The sequence below is a fragment of the Superficieibacter sp. BNK-5 genome (assembly GCF_047456055.1).
Classification (GTDB): Bacteria; Pseudomonadota; Gammaproteobacteria; order Enterobacterales; family Enterobacteriaceae; genus Superficieibacter.
In genome coordinates, this window is record NZ_CP179893.1 from 3,604,180 (window position 1) to 3,618,697 (window position 14,518).

The following is a 14,518-nucleotide window of genomic DNA, read 5'->3' on the forward strand; positions in this document are numbered from 1 at the left end:
GGAGCCGATGATGGAAACCAAACTGATTACTGAAAAAGACGTCAAAAATAGCTGGCTCTACTACTACATTGTGGCGGAGATGGGTATTTCCTATGAGCGGTTGCAGGCGCTGGGGTTTACTACCGCCATCCTGCCCATCTTGCAGAAGCTGTATCCGGACCCGGAAGATCTCAAACAGGCCATCAAGCGGCATCTGGTGTTTTACAACACCGAGGCGGTCTACGGCGCGCCGATTAATGGCATCGTTATTGCGATGGAGGAGCAAAAAGCGCGCGGCGCGGATATTGATGATGACACCATTACCGGTATTAAAACCGGATTAATGGGGCCGATGGCCGGGATCGGTGACTCGATTGACTGGGCGACGCTGAAACCGATTATTTATGGTCTGGCGGTAACGCTGTCGACCAACGGCAGCGTGCTGGGGGCGTTTTTCCTGCTGCTCCTGCCGCTGATCCAGATTATCGTCGGTCGAAAACTGGCGGCTTACGGCTACCGGGCGGGTCAGGCCTCTATCCGCGAGATCCTGCATTCGGGCCATATCCGCACGCTGATCACCGGGGCGAGTACGCTGGGTCTGTTTATGATGGGCGCGCTGTCGTCAACCTACGTCAAACTCAGCACGCCGCTGGAACTGAGCTTCGGCGCGCAAAACAAACCCTTCGTGCTTCAGCAGGTCATCGACAATATCGTTCCCGGCATATTACCGCTGTTGGCCGTCTTCGGTATTTACTGGTGGCTACTGAAGCGTAATCAGAATTTCACGATAATTATGGTGTTAATCATTGCCGTTTCAATTATCGGGGCATTTCTTGGCATATTTTAAGGGAGCGTAAGTATGCAGGCTTTACATTTTGGCGCAGGGAGCATTGGCCGGGGATTTATCGGCGACCTGCTTAATGAATCGGGGTATGACATTACTTTTGTCGATACCAACAGCCACCTGAATGAACAAATGCATCAGCAGGGCGGCTATGATATTTACATTATTGAAAAGGAGTACCAGCAAAAGTTTATTCCCGTTAAGCAGGCGCTTTCTCCCGTGACGCAGCGGGAGGAGATTATTCGCCAGTGTGTCGCGGCCGATCTTATTACTACCGCCGTGTGGGCCGATAATCTCGGTAAGATTGCGCCGCTGCTCCTTGTCGGGTTACGGGCCAGACGGCAGGCGGGAAAAGCGAAGATTAACGTTATCGTTTGTGAGAACGCGCTGTTTAACGGCCAGATCCTGCGCCGCGAGCTGCTTAATCTGGGGGAGACGTCTGTGGATGAACTGGCCGCTTTTCCGGATACCGCCGTCGACCGGATGGTGCTCGCCGCGCAGCGTGACGGTAAAGACGTGATTAACGTGGGTGTCGATTATGAACTGGTGATCGATCGCCGGGCGCTGATCGACCCGGAAAGTAACCCCCTTCGCGGGGCGATTTATACCGATAACCTGCAAAAATATCTGGAGCGCAAACTCTATATTATTAACGGTGGCCATGCCTGGGCGGGATTTGTCGGGCATCTGAAAGGCTACGACACCATGCAGCAGATTTTCGCCGATAACAGTCTGGTGGCGGAAATTAAAGAAAGCATGCGCGAAACGGCAAGGCTACTGCACGTTAAATATGCTTTCCCCCTGGCCGGGCTGGAAGAGTATATCCAGTTTGTAATTAATCGCTTCTGTACGCCTGGAGTAGTGGATACGGTACAGCGCGTCTGCCGTTCGCCTGTTCGTAAGCTGGCGGCAGGCGATCGGCTGGCCGGGCCGTGTGAGCAGTGCGAGGCAGCCGGACTGCCAACGGATTATTTAGTGAAAGGGATTGCGGCAGCGTTGCATTATTACGATCCGGCAGACGAGCAAAGCGTGGAGTTGCAACGTTATATTTCAGAGCATAATGTCAGTCAGGCTATTACGCACTTTACCGGTATTAAAGAAAATACGCGCCTGCATGACAGTATAGTATTTCATTACGCCGGAATGATGTCCTGATTTGAATTAAAAATACAAGAGGTGCTTATGTCTTTTACTAATAAAGACGGGCTGGCTATTGCCTTGAAAATGGTGGAAACCATTCAGCGTAATAAAGTCTGGCTCAGCGAAATAGATGGCGCAGCGGGCGACGGCGATCACGGGATCAATATGAGCAAGGGCTTTACCTTTGCGCAAAATAAAATTGAACCCGCCATGAATATGAGCGAAGCCTTTTTGATTATCAGCCAGGTGCTGATGGAGGAGATCGGCGGATCGATGGGACCACTTTACGGTATCTGGTTCCGTGGACTCAGCCGTGGATCTGCGGGTCATGCGGTCATTGACGCACCGGTATTGCACGCCATGTTCTCCGGCGCGCTGGCCGATCTGCAAACGCTCACCACCGCGATGCCCGGCGATAAAACGCTGCTGGATGCGCTGGTTCCGGCGACGCAGACCCTTAACGACGCGCTGGCAGCGGGAGAGCACTGCGCCACCAGCCTGTTGAAAATGAAACAGGCCGCGGAGAAGGGCTTTAATGACACTCGTCAGATGTACCCCCGCGTGGGACGCGCCAGCCGGGTCGGCGAGCGCAGCGTGGGACATCCCGATGCAGGCGCAGGCTCCTGCATGCTGTTGTTATCCGCTTTCGCCGATGAGGCGGTTTTACTGATCAATAAGGAGGCTAATGATGCAACGGCTGATTAACGATCCCGATAACGTTGTGGACGACATGTTGCGCGGATTCCTGCATGTTCATGGCGATCGCGTGCAGGCAAGTATCGCTAACCCGCGGGTAATTTTCGGCAAACGCGGCGCGGATGAACCCGCCCGTGTCGGCCTGGTCAGCGGCGGCGGTAGCGGTCACGAACCGGCTTTTCTCGGATACCTGGGTGAGGGGCTGCTCGACGCCGTCGCGGTGGGCGAAGTATTTTCCTCGCCTGGCCCCACCGCGTTTCTGGAAGCGATTCGCGGGGCGGATCGCGGTAACGGCGTCGCCTGCCTTTTCGGTAACTATGCCGGTGACTCAATGAACGTGCAGATGGCGATCCGCCTGGCGGAAGACGAAGGACGACGCGTCGCCATCGTCAAAGCGCGGGACGATATCGCCTCCGCGCCTAAAAACGCGGCGGAAAAACGCCACGGTATCGCGGGCGGCGTGCTGATGTGGAAAACCGCTGGCGCGGTCGCGGCGCGCGGCGGAACGCTGGATGAGGTGATCGCCGTCGCTGAACACACCGCGCAGCACACCCGCAGCGTCTGCGTCGGGCTGTCGCCATGCACCATTCCGGCGGTGGGAAAACCGAATTTCACCATCGACGCCGGACACTATGAGTTCGGCATTGGTCATCACGGCGAAGCGGGGCAATACGTCGCGCCGCTGGAGAGCGCGCAAAAAATCGCGGACGCCATGGTTGCGGCGCTGCTGGAGGATTTCGGTCCACAGGCAGCGGGCGCTGAATTTGCCGTGATGATCTCCGGGCTGGGCGCTACGCCGCTGATGGAGCAGTACCTGATGGCGGCCCCGGTGATCGAGGCGCTACAACGACAGGGACATACCGTCTGGCGCAGCTACACAGGCGATTACGTCACCTCCCTAGATATGAACGGCCTGTGCCTCACGCTTCTGCAACTTGATGACAACCTGAAATCCCTTCTTTCATTCCCGGCCTCAGCGCTGGGACTGGCATCTTTGTAACGAAAAAGGAACTGAAAATGAAACTACAACTGGCCCTTGATGAACTGCCGCTGGACGAGGCGCTGGCCCTTGCGGACAAGCTGCGTCAATACGTGGATATTATCGAAATCGGCACGCCGTTTGTGATCGCTGAAGGGATGAACGCGGTACGCACCTTCCGCCAGCGTTTTCCGGAAAAGGAGATCCTGTCAGACGAAAAAATCATGGACGGCGGCTACTTCGAAAGCAAGCTGGCTTTTGACGCGGGGGCGAATTATGTCACCGCGCTGGGCGTCACCGATATTCTGACCGTTAAAGCCTGCCTGCGTGCGTCGGAGGAGGCGGGGCGTCACCTGGTGATTGATATGATTTGCGTGGACGATCTGCCCACACGTATCCGCGAGCTGGAAGCGGCAGGCGTAAAACATTTCGCCGTGCATACCGGGGCCGATCAACAGGCGGCCGGGCGTCAGCCGATTGAAGATTTAAAGGTCATGAAACAGCATGCTCAACACGCGCATATTTCGGTGGCCGGCGGGATTAACAGCAAAACCATCGACCAGTATGTCGCCCTCAAGCCGGATGTGATTATCGTTGGCTCGGCCATCACCCGGGCGCAGGATCCGCTTGAAGAAGCCCGTTTAATCAAAGCCGCCATGTAGGCCGCCTGAGGAGGTTATATGTCACAGTGTCAACATCTACAGGCCATTCTGGCCGAACTGACGGCCGACGCACAGCAGATTGACGGCGAGGCGGTTAACGCGCTGGGCGAGGCGATTATGCGGGCCAAACGAGTTTTCGTTGCCGGGGCCGGACGTTCCGGCTTTGCGGCGCGGGCCTTTTCCAACCGCCTGATGCACCTGGGCTTTAGCGTCTGGTTCGTGGGTGAACCGACCACGCCATCTATTCAGCAGGGGGATTTGCTGATCGTCGGCTCCGGTTCCGGCGAGACCGCGAGCCTGGTAACGATGGCGCAAAAGGCGCACAAGCAGGGCGCGGAGATCGCCACGCTCACCATTTATCCGCAGCATACGATTGGTCAGCTGGCCGGAACCATCATCCGCATTCCGGGCATTACGGCGAAAAGCGACGATGCCTCCACCAAGGCGGAGACCATCCAGCCCACCGGGTCCTCGTTTGAACAGTTGAGCTGGCTTATTTATGACAGTGTGGTGATCGCATTGAAGGAGAAAACGGCGCAGACCGATGCGCAGATGTTCAGTCGACACGCCAATCTTGAGTAGTGAGTCCGTATCAACCGGGTAAAACGCGTCTCCTGGCCTGATTTTTGGGGCAGGAGACGTTTTGCTTTAGCTCCAGATTTTCCGCCTCCAGCACCTTTTTTGTCACAACATCCGCTTGCCTTTTTGCTATAACTTAACATGTTGAATAATCAATTCAGGGACATATTCATGCGTACTCAAGCTCTTTTTAAAGTCGCCGCCCTTTGCGGCCTGCTGGCGTTGACCGGCTGTGCATCGAAAGTGACGCAGCCCGAGAAGTATTCTGGCTTTTTGAAAGACTACTCTGGCTTGCAGGAAACCACATCGGCAACCGGGAAACCCATTTTACGCTGGGTTGCGCCGGATTTTAATGCGGCGAATTACGACAGCATTGACTACCGCCCGGTCACTTATTATCCGATTCCTAAACCGACGACGCAGGTGGGCAAAGAGGTCCTGGATGGACTGCTGACCTACACCAACACGAAATTAAAAGCGGCGGCGGCCGAGCGTAAACCGCTGGTGATGACTCCGGGGCCACATACCCTGATTTTCCGTGGCGCGATCGCTGGTGTAAACGCCAGCAAAGAAGGGCTGCAATTCTATGAAGTGATCCCGGTGGCGCTGCTGGTGGCGGGAACGCAAATGGCTACGGGACACCGTACTATGGATACGCACCTCTATTTCGAAGGCGAGCTGATTGACGCTGCCACCAACAAGCCGGTGGTAAGAGTGGTACGTATGGGCGAGGGTGAAAGCCTGAGCAATGAAAATACGCCAATGACCGCCGATACCTTAAAACAGGTTGTTGACGATCTGGCGACCGACGCCACGATGTTTGACGTCACAAAATAAAGTGAAAAAACCCGGCTATGCATGATGCCGGGTTTTTTTGCGGCTTTATGCGTGACGTTGTAACTTTTTGAAACCTGTGATGCGCACGGGTCTGGCGAACATCACCAGATTGCCGGTAAGGATTAACCCTAATCCGAGTACCGCATTCAGATGCCATATATAACCTTCATAGAACGTAGAGAGGGTCAGCGCCACCAGCGGAAAAAGCAACGTGCTGTAAGCCGCGTTCCCGGCCCCGATGCGGCCCACCAGGGTAAAGTACGCGCCGAAGGCAATCACCGAACCGAATATGGCCAGATAAAGCATCGCGCCGAGATAGCTTACCGTCCAGTCAGGGGTAAAGTTGTCCCCGCGTAATAACGCGATACCCCCCATGATCAGCGTGCCCCACAGCATTGCCCAGGTGTTTGTGGTCATTGTCTCCAGCCCTTTACGCTGATGACGGAGGCTTATCATATTGCCCAGTGAAAAGCCCCAGGTCCCCAGCAGGGAAAGACCTGCGCCGAAGAGCAGAGTGCGGCTTAGCCCCGTCGCCGTCAGATCTTGCCAGAACAGGGTGACGATCCCGCCCATCCCCAGCACGGCGGCAATGTAAAAGCGGCGCGACGGCTTCTGTCCAAAAAACAAAAAGCTATTAAGGGCGTTAAACAGCACCGCCATAGAGAAAATAACCGATTCAAGGCCGGTATTGATCCACGCGGCGGCGGTATAAAAACACCAGAAGTTAAAGCCGAAAACGCAGCAGCCCTGGAGCACGCAGAAAAGTTGATCCCGCAGGGCCAGCCTGCGCAGCCGGCGGCTCAGACCTAAAACAATGAGCAGCGTCAGGCTGGCGACGGCGAAGCGCCAGAAAATCGATACTGGCGCGGGAACATCCCCCTGTTGAAGAAAAATAGCAATCCAGGTCGTGCCCCAGATCGCCACTACCAGTCCGTAAAGCAGTGCGTTCATACATGGTTCTCTGTTATGTTGAATGCACGCAGTATGCGCCGTACCCGGCGCGTCAGCTTGCAGCGGGCTGCGGCAGACTTGCAAATTCTTGCGCTTTTTTTACGAGGGACGGTGCTCAGGTCTGGTATCTCAGAAAGCCTGTCCATAGACTGAAATAATGATCCCCCACAGGTGATGTAACGCGATGGCAGAAACCTACGGCGCATTTGAAAATCTGCGAAATCATAAAGCCGTATTGCACGATACCGTGGCGCTGAATTCCGGTATCCGGCTGGCGGCATGGTCGAATAAGCGCGATAACATCACGCAATATTGCGACCATCATACACTGAGCCTGTATGTTGCTGACGGCTATGAGAGCTACCATAAAACGGCGGGCGGCTGGAAAAATGGCGGCGGCCCGGATCGGTTTTGTCTGATGCCGAAAGAGAGTGAGTCAAGCTGGGATATCCGCGATGATCTGTCGTTTGTGCACCTTTACTGTACCGATGCCCACCTGCGTGATATTGGCGAGAAGATCTGGGATCGGAGTCCGCATTCCCTGACGCTGGATGAAAAAACCTTTGGCAGCGATGCGCAGATCACAACCGTCTATCGGCAGTTTTTGCTCGGCAACAGCTGGCGCGAGCAGGCCAATCAGATGACGCTCAGCACCGCCTCGACGCTGCTGCTGACCCATTTAATTCGCCACTACAGCAACGTACAGTGGCAGTTGCCCACGGTGAAAGGCGGGCTGGCACCGTCGGTATTACGCAACGTGTTAGCCTGGATCGACGCCAATCTGTCGCAACCGCTGACGCTCAACGACCTGGCGGGCATCGCCTCCCTGAGTGAATACCATTTTGCGCGGATGTTCCGTCAGTCGATGCAGATGGCACCTTATCAATATGTGATGCAGCGGCGAATGGCACGCGCGCTTGAACTGGTGCGGCATACAAAGACGCCGCTCACCGATATCGCGCTGGCCTGTGGGTTCAGCTCGGCCAGCCATTTCAGCAACCGTTTTAAAAGCGCGCTCGGCACAACGCCATCAGAGCTACGCGCGGCGCAGGCGTGATGTTAGCGCCCTGTACGCGCCTCCCACGATTAACCCCCAGAAGGCGGAGCCAACGCCGAAAAGCGTAATGCCGCTGGCCGTCAGCAGAAAGGTGAGCATTGCCGCATCCCGCTCGCGCTCGTGGATCAGCGCCTGATGTAAACTTCCGCTAAGCGTGTTGAAGAGCGCCAGCCCCGCCAGCATCTGAATCCAGCTTGTCGGCAACGCAGCAATCAGCGCGGTGATCGAACCACCGAGGATGCCCGCCAGCAGATAGAAAACCCCGGCAGCGGCAGCGGCCAGCCAGCGCTTATTTTTATCCGGATGGGCGTCCGGGCTCTGGCATATCGCGGCGGTGATGGCGGCGATGCAGATGGAATAGACGCCGAACGGCGACAGCAGCAGCGCCAGCCCGCCGGTAAATATCATTAACGCAGAGACGGCGACGGGATAGCCTGCTGCCTGCATTGTGGCGACGCCCGGTGCGTTTTGTGAGGCCATCGTCACCAGAAACAGCGGCAGGCCAATGCTCACCAGCGCGGACAGGGTAAATTGCGGCATAATAAATGTCGGCATCACAAGCGCAACAGCAGAATTGGTTGTGACAACGTCACCTTTCAGGACGGCCACGATAAGGCCGACGACGAGTGTGGCGATAATGGCGTAACGTGGCGCAATGAAACGCACGCTGCACCAGGCAAGAAACATGCTGCCGCACAGCACGATATTTTGCGGCAGCGGCGTAAACATCTGCAGGCCAAAGCGCAACAAAATACCTGCCAACATTGCTGCCGCCAGCCCCGGCGGCACAATCTTCATCAGGCGGGCGAACAGGCCGGTAAGGCCGCAAAACAGGATCAGCGTATTGGCAAAGATAAAAATGCCCACCGCCTCGTTCAGTGAAACGCCCTTAAGGCTTGTGGCGAGAAGCGCTGCGCCGGGCGTTGACCAGGCGGTAAGGACCGGCGTTTTATACCAGAGTGTCAGCGCCAGCGTGCTAATTCCCATGCCGATGCCCAGCGCGGTCATCCAGCCAGCGATTTGCATATCGCTTGCGCCGGCAGCAGCGGCGGCCTGCCAGATAATTGCCGCCGAACTGGCGTAACCCACCAGTACTGCCACAAAGCCCGCCAACAGCGGGGGAAAATAAAATGTGAAACCGCGCATAGCTACTCCGTGCGTTATAACGTCCAGAAAATCTAACACTGTGCGCTATAGCGGACAAGTGCTAAACTGGCGGCCTCAGAGGAGGGATAATGGATATTGCAGATTATCTGGCGACAACTTTAAAAAACCTGCGCCAGCAGCGGGGATGGAGCCTTTCACGTCTCGCGGAAGAAACGGGCGTCTCGAAAGCGATGCTCGGTCAAATCGAACGTCATGAATCCAGTCCGACGGTGGCGACCCTGTGGAAAATCGCCACCGGGCTGAACGTGCCGTTTTCGGTATTTATCGTGCCTGAACAGGCTGACCCACGCCCCGTTTACGATCCGCAGCAGCAGGCGATGGTGATCACGCCGCTCTTTCCCTTTGATGCGGCGTTGCGCTTCGATCATCTGTCAATCACGCTTGCGCCCGGCGCGTTCAGCGAATCCACGCCGCATGAAAAAGGGGTCATTGAGCATGTAGTGGTGATTAGCGGCGTTTTAGAGATGCGCATTGACGAAAGGTGGCAGACCATTACGGCTAACCACGGCATCCGCTTTGCGGGAGACCAGACGCACGCCTACCGTAACAGCACAGAGGAAACGGTACTGTTTCACTCGCTCATCCATTACGCGCAAACCCCGTAAAAACCGTTTCGAAACTGTGGGCTTCTGACTACAATAGCCGTCATTTTCTTTTTCCGGATAACGACGATTGTATGCGCCTGCAACCTCATCATCTTGAACTGTTAAGTCCTGCCCGCGATACCGCTATCGCCCGCGAGGCGATCCTGCACGGCGCGGACGCCGTTTATATTGGCGGCCCCGGTTTTGGCGCGCGACACAATGCCAGCAATTCGCTTCGCGATATCGCTGAACTGGTGCCGTTTGCCCATCGCTACGGCGCAAAAATCTTCGTTACTCTCAACACCATTCTTCACGATAATGAGCTGGAGCCGGCGCAAAAGCTGATCACCGATCTCTATCAGACCGGCGTGGATGCGCTGATTGTGCAGGATATGGGCATTCTGGAGCTGGATATCCCGCCGATTGAACTTCATGCCAGCATCCAGTGCGATATTCGCAGCGTGGAAAAGGCGAAATTTCTCGGCGACGTTGGTTTCAGCCAGATCGTGCTTGCCCGTGAGCTTAACCTGACGCAAATCAGCGCGATTCAGCAGGCCACCGACGCCACCATTGAGTTCTTCGTTCACGGCGCGCTGTGCGTAGCCTATTCCGGCCAGTGCTATATCTCTCATGCCCAGACCGGGCGCAGCGCCAACCGCGGCGACTGCTCGCAGGCCTGCCGTTTGCCGTACACCCTTAAGGACGATCAGGGACGCGTTGTCGCCTATGAGAAGCATCTGTTATCGATGAAAGATAACGATCAGACCGCCAACCTGGCGGCGCTGATTGATGCGGGGGTGCGCTCTTTCAAGATTGAAGGCCGCTATAAGGATATGAGCTACGTAAAGAATATTACGGCTCATTACCGGCAGATGCTGGATGCCATTATTGAGGCGCGCGGCGATCTGGCACGCGCATCGGCGGGGCGCACGGAACATTTCTTTATTCCGTCCACCGAGAAAACCTTTCACCGCGGCAGTACCGATTACTTCGTCAACCAGCGTAAAGGCGACATCGGCGCGTTTGATTCGCCCAAATTTATCGGCCTGCCAGTGGGAGAGGTTTTAAAGGTCGCCAGAGATCATCTGGATGTTGACGCGACCGTGCCGCTGGCCAACGGCGACGGTCTTAACGTGATGATTAAGCGCGAGGTCGTCGGATTCCGGGCGAATACCGTGGAAAAGCTGACGGAAAATCGCTATCGCGTCTGGCCGAATGAGATGCCTGCGCAGATGCAGACCCTGCGTGCCCATCATCCGCTTAATCGTAACCTCGATCATCACTGGCAACAGGCGCTGTTAAAGACCTCCAGCGAGCGACGGATTGCGGTCGATATCGAACTCGGGGGCTGGCAGGAACAGCTTATTTTAACCCTGACCAGCGAGGATGGCGTCAGCGTGACGCATACGCTTGAAGGGCTGTTCGGAGAGGCTAACAACGCGGAAAAAGCCCTCGCCAGCCTGCATGACGGCCTGGCGAAGCTCGGGCAAACGCGCTACTACGCGCAAAACGTCGCTATTACCTTGCCGGGGGCGTTATTTGTGCCAGCCAGCCAGCTCAACCAGCTGCGCCGCGAAACGGTAGAGTTGCTGGACGAGGCGCGGCTGGCGAGCTACCAGCGCGGGCAGCGTAAAGCGGTGGCGCAGCCTGCGCCGGTTTATCCTGAAACGCATCTGAGCTTTCTGGCGAACGTCTATAACCATAAAGCGCGGGCGTTCTACCAGCGCTATGGAGTGACGTTGATCGACGCGGCGTATGAGGCGCATGAAGAGAAGGGCGACGTGCCGGTGATGATCACCAAACATTGTCTGCGGTTTGCCTTTAATCTGTGCCCGAAACAGGCAAAAGGCGTGACCGGCGTTAAAGGCGGGCGCGCCACGCCGATGCAGCTGGTGCATGGCGATGAGGTTTTAACCCTGCGTTTTGACTGTAAGCCGTGCGAGATGCATGTGGTCGGTAAGATAAAAAACCACATACTGAAGATGCCGCTGGCGGGCAGTGTGGTGGCGTCGGTGAGTCCCGAAGAACTGGTGAAAACGCTGCCAGGGAGAAAATAGTCCAGGCCCGCGCCGCGTTGCCCGGTGGCGCTGCGCTTACCGGGCCTACGATTATTATGTAACTCCTTGATATTATGGGTTTTGTAGACCGGGTAAGGCGAAGCCGCCACCCGGCATCACAGCGCTCATGGTGCCAAAGATGTACCGCCTGCCCGGTGGCGCTGCGCTTACCGGGCCTACGATTATTATGTAACTCCTTGATATTATGGATTTTGTAGGCCGGGTAAGGCGAAGCCGCCACCCGGCATCACCACCGTCCGGGGCTAACCGTCTTCCCCCATCTCAATGCGACTTAAACCCCGCTGCGGTCATCAACAGGCGGAAAAACATACCGACTATGGCGAGTGCCAGCACGCTGCCGCCCCAGATCACCACCAGCCAGAACAGGCGTTTTAATAACGGTTGTTGCATCAATGATACCCCTCGCCGTGCTGTACTTTGCCGCGGAACACGTAATAACTCCAGAACGTATACACCAGGATCACCGGAATAATCAGCAGCGCACCCACCAGCATAAAGCCCTGACTTTGCGGCGGTGCTGCTGCCTGCCAGAGCGTAATGGACGGCGGAATAATATGCGGCCAGATGCTGATCCCCAGCCCGCTAAAGCCGAGGAACACCAGCCCCAGCGTCAGCAAAAAAGGCCGGGTGTGGCTGTGTGGATTATTCAGGCAGCGCCATTGCCAGAAACTGAACAGCAGCACCAGCAACGGCACCGGCAGCAGGAAGAACAGATTGGGCAACGTGAACCAGCGGTCGGCAATGGCGGGATGCGTCAGCGGCGTCCATGCGCTGATCACCGCAATCACCACCAGCAACGCCAGCAGCAATTTTTTCCCGACGTAGCGCATTCGGTCCTGAAGAGGATTACTGCTTTTCATCACCAGCCAGGTTGCACCGAGCAGGGCGTAGGCCACTACCAGCCCCACACCGCAAAACAGGTTAAACGGCGTCAACCAGTCCAGCGCGCCGCCGCTATAGCTGCGTCCGGTCACCTGGAAACCATTGATCACCGCGCCCACCGCCACGCCCTGACTAAACGTGGCCAGAATGGAGCCGCCGATAAAGGCTTTATCCCAGAAAGGCCGATGCGATGGCGTGGCTTTAAAACGAAACTCAAACGCCACGCCGCGAAAAATCAGGCCGATCAGCATCAGAGTCAGTGGCAGAGTGAGCGCGTCAATAATCACCGCATACGCCAGCGGAAATGCGCCAAAAAGCCCCGCGCCGCCGAGCACCAGCCAGGTTTCATTCCCGTCCCACACCGGGGCCACGCTGTTGACCATCACATCGCGATCCTCCGCACTGCGGACGGCAGGAAACAGAATGCCAATCCCCAGATCAAAGCCGTCCATCACGATATACATCAGGGTGGCAAAGACGATAATCACAAACCAGATAATAGAGAGATCGATACCCATTATACTTTCTCCTTCGTATCAAACTCTTCACCCGCCGCCGATAGCGGACGGGCAGGTGTGCCCTGCGTCGGAAGCTCGTCGAACGGCTGGGGTCCTTTTTTGATCATACTGCCGATATAGGCGTAACCGACGCCAAACACCGATGAGTAAACCACAAAGAATGCCAGCAGCGTCAGGCTCATGTGCAGTTCTCCATGCGCGGACACGGCGTCGATGGTGCGCTGGAAACCGTAAACCACCCACGGCTGTCGCCCCACCTCGGTGGTGATCCACCCGGCGAGCAGGGCAATCAAACCCGCAGGCCCCATCCACAGTGCAAAACGGTGGAAGGTTCTGGAATCATAAAGCCGGCGTTTATAACGCAGCCAGAGCGACAACACGCCAAGCAGCATCATCAGCAGGCCCATCGCCACCATCACGCGGAACGACCAGAAAACGATTGTCGAATTCGGGCGATCCTCCTTCGGATAATCTTTCAGCGCCGGAACCTGCTTATCCAGACTGTGCGTCAGGATCAGACTCCCCAGCGCCGGGATCTCCACGCCATAGCGGGTGCGCTCCTGTTCCATATCCGGCAGGCCGAACAGCAGCAGCGGGGTGGCCTCGCCGGGACGGTTCTCCCAGTGTCCCTCTATCGCGGCAATTTTAGCGGGCTGATGCTCAAGCGTATTGAGGCCGTGCATATCGCCAATCAGCGCCTGAATCGGCGCGACGATCAGCGCCATCCACAGCGCCATCGAAAACATCGTGCGGACGGCGGGAGTATTATTGCCCTTCAACAGATGCCAGGCGGCGGACGCGCCGACAAACAGGGCGCTGCTCAGAAAGGCCGCGATGGTCATATGCAGCAGGCGATACGGAAATGATGGGTTAAAAATCACGGCGAACCAGTCCACAGGAACAACCTGGCCGTTAACGATTTCAAACCCCTGTGGTGTATGCATCCAGCTATTTGAGGCAAGGATCCAGAACGTTGAGACAATCGTCCCCAGTGCCACCATACAGGTAGCGAAGAAATGTAGCCCCGGGCCTACTTTGGTCCAGCCAAACAGCATCACGCCGAGAAAACCGGCTTCAAGGAAGAAGGCGGTGAGTACCTCATACGTCAACAGTGGCCCGGTAATGCTGCCCGCAAACTGGGAAAAACCGCTCCAGTTAGTGCCGAATTGATAGGCCATCACCAGACCGGAAACCACGCCCATACCAAAATTGACGGCGAAAATTTTTAGCCAGAAATGATACAGCGTGCGCCAGACCGGGTTTTTAGTTTTAAGCCATAGCCCCTCGAGCACCGCCAGATAGCTGGCGAGGCCGATGGTAATGGCCGGAAAAAGAATATGAAAGGATACCGTAAAGGCAAACTGGATCCTCGCGAGGTGAAACGCATCGAGACCAAACATGGACTACCCCGAAACAGAATAACGATGATCATAGGGTAGACAGTACAAGCGGCAACTGTCAGACACAGATCCGCTCTTTTTAACTATAACAGTTGCTGCAAATGCTTTATTTTCTGGCAACTGATATAATTTATTCTTAACTATTTACTCACTGGCTTATCATTT

The 14,518-nt window shown here is 56.0% G+C and carries 15 protein-coding genes; 10 read left to right on the forward strand and 5 right to left on the reverse strand.

The window, feature by feature from the left end; all coding sequences use genetic code 11:
- Positions 1–7 precede the first annotated feature (7 nt).
- The 7 genes from ACMGGS_RS17180 (at position 8) to ACMGGS_RS17210 (ending at position 5,716) form a co-directional block, all read left to right on the forward strand.
- Positions 8–826: a PTS system mannose/fructose/sorbose family transporter subunit IID gene (locus ACMGGS_RS17180; protein WP_414163628.1), complete on the forward strand. Its 819-nt coding sequence runs from the start codon at positions 8–10 to the stop codon at positions 824–826.
- A 12-nt stretch (positions 827–838) separates the two neighbouring features.
- Positions 839–1,978, forward strand: a complete 1,140-nt coding sequence (locus ACMGGS_RS17185) for a hypothetical protein (RefSeq protein WP_414163629.1) — start codon at positions 839–841, stop codon at positions 1,976–1,978.
- A gap of 27 nt (positions 1,979–2,005) precedes the next feature.
- Positions 2,006–2,668 (forward strand): dihydroxyacetone kinase subunit DhaL, encoded by a 663-nt coding sequence (gene dhaL / locus ACMGGS_RS17190; protein WP_414163630.1) that lies wholly within the window; start codon positions 2,006–2,008, stop codon positions 2,666–2,668.
- Positions 2,652–3,659 carry a dihydroxyacetone kinase subunit DhaK gene (locus ACMGGS_RS17195; protein ID WP_414166302.1) on the forward strand — a complete coding sequence of 336 codons (1,008 nt, stop codon included), beginning with the start codon at positions 2,652–2,654 and terminating at the stop codon, positions 3,657–3,659. Before dhaL ends, ACMGGS_RS17195 begins: the two co-directional genes overlap by 17 nt.
- A gap of 17 nt (positions 3,660–3,676) precedes the next feature.
- Positions 3,677–4,300: a 3-hexulose-6-phosphate synthase gene (gene hxlA, locus ACMGGS_RS17200; RefSeq protein ID WP_414163631.1), complete on the forward strand. Its 624-nt coding sequence runs from the start codon at positions 3,677–3,679 to the stop codon at positions 4,298–4,300.
- 18 nt (positions 4,301–4,318) lie between these two features.
- Positions 4,319–4,882 (forward strand): 6-phospho-3-hexuloisomerase, encoded by a 564-nt coding sequence (hxlB, locus tag ACMGGS_RS17205; protein WP_414163632.1) that lies wholly within the window; start codon positions 4,319–4,321, stop codon positions 4,880–4,882.
- A gap of 168 nt (positions 4,883–5,050) precedes the next feature.
- Positions 5,051–5,716 (forward strand): DUF3313 domain-containing protein, encoded by a 666-nt coding sequence (locus ACMGGS_RS17210; protein WP_414163633.1) that lies wholly within the window; start codon positions 5,051–5,053, stop codon positions 5,714–5,716.
- A 45-nt stretch (positions 5,717–5,761) separates the two neighbouring features.
- Here the strand turns inward: ACMGGS_RS17210 and ACMGGS_RS17215 are convergent, their stop codons facing one another.
- Complete coding sequence (locus tag ACMGGS_RS17215) at positions 5,762–6,667, reverse strand: DMT family transporter (RefSeq protein ID WP_414163634.1); 906 nt, start codon at positions 6,665–6,667, stop codon at positions 5,762–5,764.
- A gap of 184 nt (positions 6,668–6,851) precedes the next feature.
- On the opposite strand from ACMGGS_RS17215, the gene ACMGGS_RS17220 reads away from it, so the two are divergent.
- Positions 6,852–7,724 carry a helix-turn-helix domain-containing protein gene (locus tag ACMGGS_RS17220; protein ID WP_414163635.1) on the forward strand — a complete coding sequence of 291 codons (873 nt, stop codon included), beginning with the start codon at positions 6,852–6,854 and terminating at the stop codon, positions 7,722–7,724.
- Here the strand turns inward: ACMGGS_RS17220 and ACMGGS_RS17225 are convergent.
- Positions 7,704–8,897 (reverse strand): benzoate/H(+) symporter BenE family transporter, encoded by a 1,194-nt coding sequence (locus ACMGGS_RS17225; RefSeq protein WP_414166303.1) that lies wholly within the window; start codon positions 8,895–8,897, stop codon positions 7,704–7,706. The genes ACMGGS_RS17220 and ACMGGS_RS17225 overlap by 21 nt on opposite strands.
- Positions 8,898–8,959: 62 nt before the next feature.
- Between ACMGGS_RS17225 and ACMGGS_RS17230 the strand changes: the two genes are divergently transcribed.
- Together ACMGGS_RS17230 and ACMGGS_RS17235 are read left to right on the forward strand one after the other, a co-directional pair.
- A complete protein-coding gene (locus tag ACMGGS_RS17230) occupies positions 8,960–9,496 on the forward strand; it encodes a helix-turn-helix domain-containing protein (RefSeq protein ID WP_414163636.1) in 537 nt (178 codons plus the stop codon).
- 71 nt (positions 9,497–9,567) lie between these two features.
- The gene (locus ACMGGS_RS17235; protein ID WP_414163637.1) at positions 9,568–11,532 is read left to right on the forward strand and encodes a peptidase U32 family protein; all 1,965 of its coding nucleotides are present in this window, start codon (positions 9,568–9,570) and stop codon (positions 11,530–11,532) included.
- A 282-nt stretch (positions 11,533–11,814) separates the two neighbouring features.
- Here ACMGGS_RS17235 and ACMGGS_RS17240 read toward each other — a convergent pair whose 3' ends face one another.
- Genes ACMGGS_RS17240 through ACMGGS_RS17250 form a run of 3 tightly spaced genes read right to left on the reverse strand, consistent with a single transcriptional unit; the run spans position 11,815 to position 14,353 of the window.
- Complete coding sequence (locus tag ACMGGS_RS17240; RefSeq protein WP_414163638.1) at positions 11,815–11,943, reverse strand: DUF2474 domain-containing protein; 129 nt, start codon at positions 11,941–11,943, stop codon at positions 11,815–11,817.
- Positions 11,943–12,953, reverse strand: coding sequence for a cytochrome d ubiquinol oxidase subunit II (cydB, locus tag ACMGGS_RS17245; RefSeq protein ID WP_414163639.1), 1,011 nt, complete (start codon positions 12,951–12,953; stop codon positions 11,943–11,945). Before cydB ends, ACMGGS_RS17240 begins: the two co-directional genes overlap by 1 nt.
- Entirely contained in the window at positions 12,953–14,353 is a 1,401-nt protein-coding gene (locus ACMGGS_RS17250; RefSeq protein WP_414163640.1) for a cytochrome ubiquinol oxidase subunit I, read from the reverse strand. The genes cydB and ACMGGS_RS17250 overlap by 1 nt, the downstream gene beginning before the upstream one ends.
- Positions 14,354–14,518: the final 165 nt, after the last annotated feature.

Bases quoted from the DNA above. Each gene is read 5' to 3' on its own strand.
- ACMGGS_RS17210 (WP_414163633.1), top strand. From the start codon at position 5,051: ATGCGTACTCAAGCTCTTTTTAAAGTCGCCGCCCTTTGCGGCCTGCTG.
- ACMGGS_RS17185 (WP_414163629.1), top strand. From the start codon at position 839: ATGCAGGCTTTACATTTTGGCGCAGGGAGCATTGGCCGGGGATTTATC.
- ACMGGS_RS17250 (WP_414163640.1), bottom strand. From the start codon at position 14,353: ATGTTTGGTCTCGATGCGTTTCACCTCGCGAGGATCCAGTTTGCCTTT.
- ACMGGS_RS17215 (WP_414163634.1), bottom strand. From the start codon at position 6,667: ATGAACGCACTGCTTTACGGACTGGTAGTGGCGATCTGGGGCACGACC.
- hxlB (WP_414163632.1), top strand. From the start codon at position 4,319: ATGTCACAGTGTCAACATCTACAGGCCATTCTGGCCGAACTGACGGCC.
- ACMGGS_RS17195 (WP_414166302.1), top strand. From the start codon at position 2,652: ATGCAACGGCTGATTAACGATCCCGATAACGTTGTGGACGACATGTTG.
- ACMGGS_RS17235 (WP_414163637.1), top strand. From the start codon at position 9,568: ATGCGCCTGCAACCTCATCATCTTGAACTGTTAAGTCCTGCCCGCGAT.
- ACMGGS_RS17180 (WP_414163628.1), top strand. From the start codon at position 8: ATGATGGAAACCAAACTGATTACTGAAAAAGACGTCAAAAATAGCTGG.
- cydB (WP_414163639.1), bottom strand. From the start codon at position 12,953: ATGGGTATCGATCTCTCTATTATCTGGTTTGTGATTATCGTCTTTGCC.
- ACMGGS_RS17240 (WP_414163638.1), bottom strand. From the start codon at position 11,943: ATGCAACAACCGTTATTAAAACGCCTGTTCTGGCTGGTGGTGATCTGG.
- ACMGGS_RS17220 (WP_414163635.1), top strand. From the start codon at position 6,852: ATGGCAGAAACCTACGGCGCATTTGAAAATCTGCGAAATCATAAAGCC.
- hxlA (WP_414163631.1), top strand. From the start codon at position 3,677: ATGAAACTACAACTGGCCCTTGATGAACTGCCGCTGGACGAGGCGCTG.
- dhaL (WP_414163630.1), top strand. From the start codon at position 2,006: ATGTCTTTTACTAATAAAGACGGGCTGGCTATTGCCTTGAAAATGGTG.
- ACMGGS_RS17230 (WP_414163636.1), top strand. From the start codon at position 8,960: ATGGATATTGCAGATTATCTGGCGACAACTTTAAAAAACCTGCGCCAG.